This window comes from Actinomadura sp. KC216 (assembly GCF_004348535.1).
GTDB lineage: Bacteria > Actinomycetota > Actinomycetes > Streptosporangiales > Streptosporangiaceae > Spirillospora.
On the sequence record NZ_SMJX01000529.1, the window covers coordinates 1 to 3,359 of the forward strand.

General features: G+C 72.6%; 3 protein-coding genes and 1 pseudogene. 3 read left to right on the forward strand and 1 reads right to left on the reverse strand.

The window, feature by feature from the left end; genetic code table 11:
• From E1264_RS44275 to E1264_RS41500, 3 genes and pseudogenes are all read left to right on the forward strand, one after another.
• Nucleotides 1-551 (forward strand): annotated as a pseudogene (locus tag E1264_RS44275) (hypothetical protein); the annotation flags it as partial.
• A 159-nt stretch (nt 552-710) separates the two neighbouring features.
• The gene (locus E1264_RS41495; protein WP_132182897.1) at nt 711-1,493 is read left to right on the forward strand and encodes an electron transfer flavoprotein subunit beta/FixA family protein; all 783 of its coding nucleotides are present in this window, start codon (nt 711-713) and stop codon (nt 1,491-1,493) included.
• 23 nt (nt 1,494-1,516) lie between these two features.
• Nucleotides 1,517-2,467 (forward strand): electron transfer flavoprotein subunit alpha/FixB family protein, encoded by a 951-nt coding sequence (locus E1264_RS41500; protein ID WP_132182899.1) that lies wholly within the window; start codon nt 1,517-1,519, stop codon nt 2,465-2,467.
• Between the two features lie 52 nt (nt 2,468-2,519).
• On the opposite strand, the gene E1264_RS44280 is transcribed toward E1264_RS41500, so the two are convergent.
• On the reverse strand, nt 2,520-3,359 hold an 840-nt coding region (locus E1264_RS44280; RefSeq protein WP_207936940.1), incomplete at its 5' end, for a hypothetical protein.

Consider the following 3,359-nt stretch of genomic DNA (forward strand, 5'->3'; position numbering starts at 1 on the left):
CGCACGAGCTGGCCGTGGCGCGGGGGTGGGCGCGGCTGCTCGCGGCCATGGTCGTGGTGATCGCGGTCGGCATCGCGATCATGGCGCCGATCGCGGGGCTGGTCCTGTCGCTGGGCGCGGTGACGCTGCTGCGGGTGGTCGCGGGGACGACGGCGCGCGGCTGGGCGTGGGCCTTCGGGCGGACGCTGCTGACCGTCCCGTACGCGGCGGCGTTCACGGTCGCCGTGCCGCTCGGCCTCGTCGCGGTGTCGGCGGTCGGCGGGGAGATCGACTCGCTTAGCGCCGCCGCCTTCGGCGCCGGGGCGGGAGCGGCCGTGCTGTGGACGGCGCCCGGCGTCAGCGGCCCGCGCCGCCAGCTGGAGCGGCTGTTCCTGTCCGTCGCGCGGCGGCCGAGGGGCATCGCCGCCGCCGGGATCGTCCTCGGCGCGCTGGCGCTGGCGGCGGTGTTCGGCGCGCTGACGCTGACGCCGAGCTTCTCACCGATGTACGGGCTGCAGAGCTCGCTGGAGGGCACGATGGACCGGCTGCAGACCGCGGTCAACCGGTTCTGAGCGAATTGTGCCCACTGGCTACCCGCAAGTAACATGAGGAGCGCATGGCCGAACCCGGGACCCGGCTCCGAAGCCCGTTCGGGTGTTTGGCAGGCTGTGACATCGAATCCGCCGCTGAGCTCAGCGGCCAAGTGAGTGCAGGGAGGTCGGCCACCGGCCATGAACATCGTCGTCCTGGTGAAGCAGGTTCCCGATACGGAGAGCCCGCGCAAGCTGAAGTCCGATGACAGCACGCTGGACCGCGCCGCGGCGGACGGCGTCATCAACGAACTCGACGAGTACGCGATCGAAGAGGCGCTGCGGATCAAGGAGGCCGCCGGCGACGGCGAGGTGACCGTTCTGTCCATGGGCCCCGAGAAGGCGTCGGAGTCCATCCGCAAGTCCCTGGCGATGGGCGCCGACAAGGCCGTCCACCTGCTCGACGACGGCCTCGCCGGGTCCGACGCGCTGCAGACGTCGTACGCGATCCAGCAGGTGCTCGGCCGCACCGGGTTCGACCTGGTGATCCTCGGGTCGGAGTCCACCGACGCGCGGACCGGGCTGCTCGCCGCGATGCTCGCCGAGCGGCTCGGCGTCCCGCAGCTGTCGCTCGCGAACAAGGTCGAGATCGACGGGACGTCCATCACGGTGCAGCGGCAGACCGACTACGGCTTCGACCGGGTCGAGGCCACCCTGCCCGCCGTCGTCAGCGTCGTCGAGAAGATCAACGAGCCGCGCTACCCGTCGTTCAAGGGGATCATGGCGGCCAAGAAGAAGCCGGTGGAGACGCTCGGCCTGGCCGACGCCGGCATCGACGCGGGCCAGGTCGGCCTGGCGAACGCGGCGACCGAGGTGGTCGACTTCGCCGAGGCGCCGCCGCGCGCGAAGGGTCAGATCGTCACCGACGAGGGCGACGGCGGCGCGAAGATCGCCGAGTTCCTCGCGTCGAAGAAGTTCGTCTGACCGGGGAAGGGGATTAGCGAACAATGGCGGAGATTCTCGTCCTCGTCGACCACGTCGACGGTGAGGTCAAGAAGGTCACGCTCGAACTGCTGACGCTGGCGAACCGGCTCGGCGAGGCCGCCGCGGTGTGGGTCGGCCCCGGCTACGAGAGCGCGAAGCACAAGCTCGGCGAGTACGGCGCGGGCAAGGTCTACGTGGCCGCCGACGAGGAGCTGACCTCCTACGTCGTCGCGCCGAAGGCGACGCTGCTGGCCCAGCTCGTGAAGGAGAGGTCCCCGGCCGCGGTGCTCGTCGCCGCGACGGCCGAGGGCAAGGAGATCGCCGGACGCCTCGCGGTGAAGACCGATTCCGGCGTGCTCACCGACGTCGTGGACGTCGCCGACGGCTTCGTCGCCGAGCACTCCATCTTCGGCGGCGGCATCATCGCGCACGCCCGCGTGAAGACGGGCACCCCGATCATCGCCGTCCGGCCGAACTCGGTCGCGCCCGAGGCCAATGCCGCCACCCCGGCGGAGGAGCAGGTCACGGTCGCGCTGTCGGACGCCGACAGGGCCGCGAAGATCGTGGAGAAGGTCGTCCAGGAGAAGGGCGAGCGCCCGGACCTGACCGAGGCCGCGATCGTCGTGTCCGGCGGGCGCGGTGTCGGCGGCGCCGAGAACTTCTCGATCATCGAGGGCCTGGCCGACTCGCTCGGCGGCGCCGTCGGCGCGTCCCGCGCCGCGACCGACGCGGGCTGGTACCCGCACTCGTTCCAGGTCGGCCAGACCGGCAAGACCGTGTCGCCGCAGCTCTACATCGCGGTCGGCATCTCCGGCGCCATCCAGCACCGGGCCGGCATGCAGACCTCGAAGACCATCGTCGCCATCAACAAGGACCCCGAGGCGCCGATCTTCGAGCTGGTCGACTTCGGGGTCGTGGGCGACCTGTTCCAGGTCGCGCCGCAGCTCACCGAGGAGATCACCAAGCGCAAGTGACGCGGTGCGCGAACGCCCCGGCGGCAGGCCCGTCGCCGGGGCGTTCGGCGTCTCAGGAGCGTTCCGGTGACGGTGACCGCACGGCCGCCAGCAGCTCCGGCTTCAGCAGCGCGTCCACCTCGCCGTACGGGACGACGGCGTCCTGCGTCCCGCACGCCATGGTGTAGCCCAGGAGCCCGGCGTGGAACGCGACCCGGACGCCCTTCGGGGTGAGCGCCATCGCGACGTCGGCGGTGTTGACGTACATGGACGGGGTGTCGGCCCCGCCCGGCGGAGCGGCCTGGTCCGCGTCGCCGCCGCAGTAGCCGCCGCCGGGCAGGTTCGCCTCGATCCGCGCGTCCAGCGGCGCGAGCGCCTGCCGGGTCGCGGCGCGGAACAGTCCGGGCGGGCGGTACAGCGTGCCGGTCCGCAGATCGACGACGGCGGCGGCCGGATTGTCCCAGCCCGACCCGCGCTCCCCCTGAAGGGTGACGGTGTACCAGACCGACAGGAGCCGGTCATTGCGCATCAGGATCTGCGGGCGCACCACGTCGGTGTAGGGGCCCCTGCCGATGTCCCTCAGGCCGTTCCGCGTCTTGGTCCAGCGCTGTTCGAGCGGCGCCCGCAGCGCCTGGTCGATCTTCCGGGTGAGCGCGGGGTCGCCGCCCGTGACCCGGACGATCTGCCCCTGCGCCTGGAACGTCATCCCGCGGCCCATGTCCTGGCGCGGCTCGCTGAGCGCGACCAGGCGCGCCGCGATCGGCGGCGGCTTCGGCGCGTCGTCGGCGACGGTGACGTAGACGGCCGCGCCGCCGCCCGCGGCCACGGCGGCGGCCCCGCCCGCGACGGCGGCCGTCCCCTTCGCGCCGAGCGCGCTGATCACCCCGCCCTTGCCCGCGGCTCCGGCGGCCCC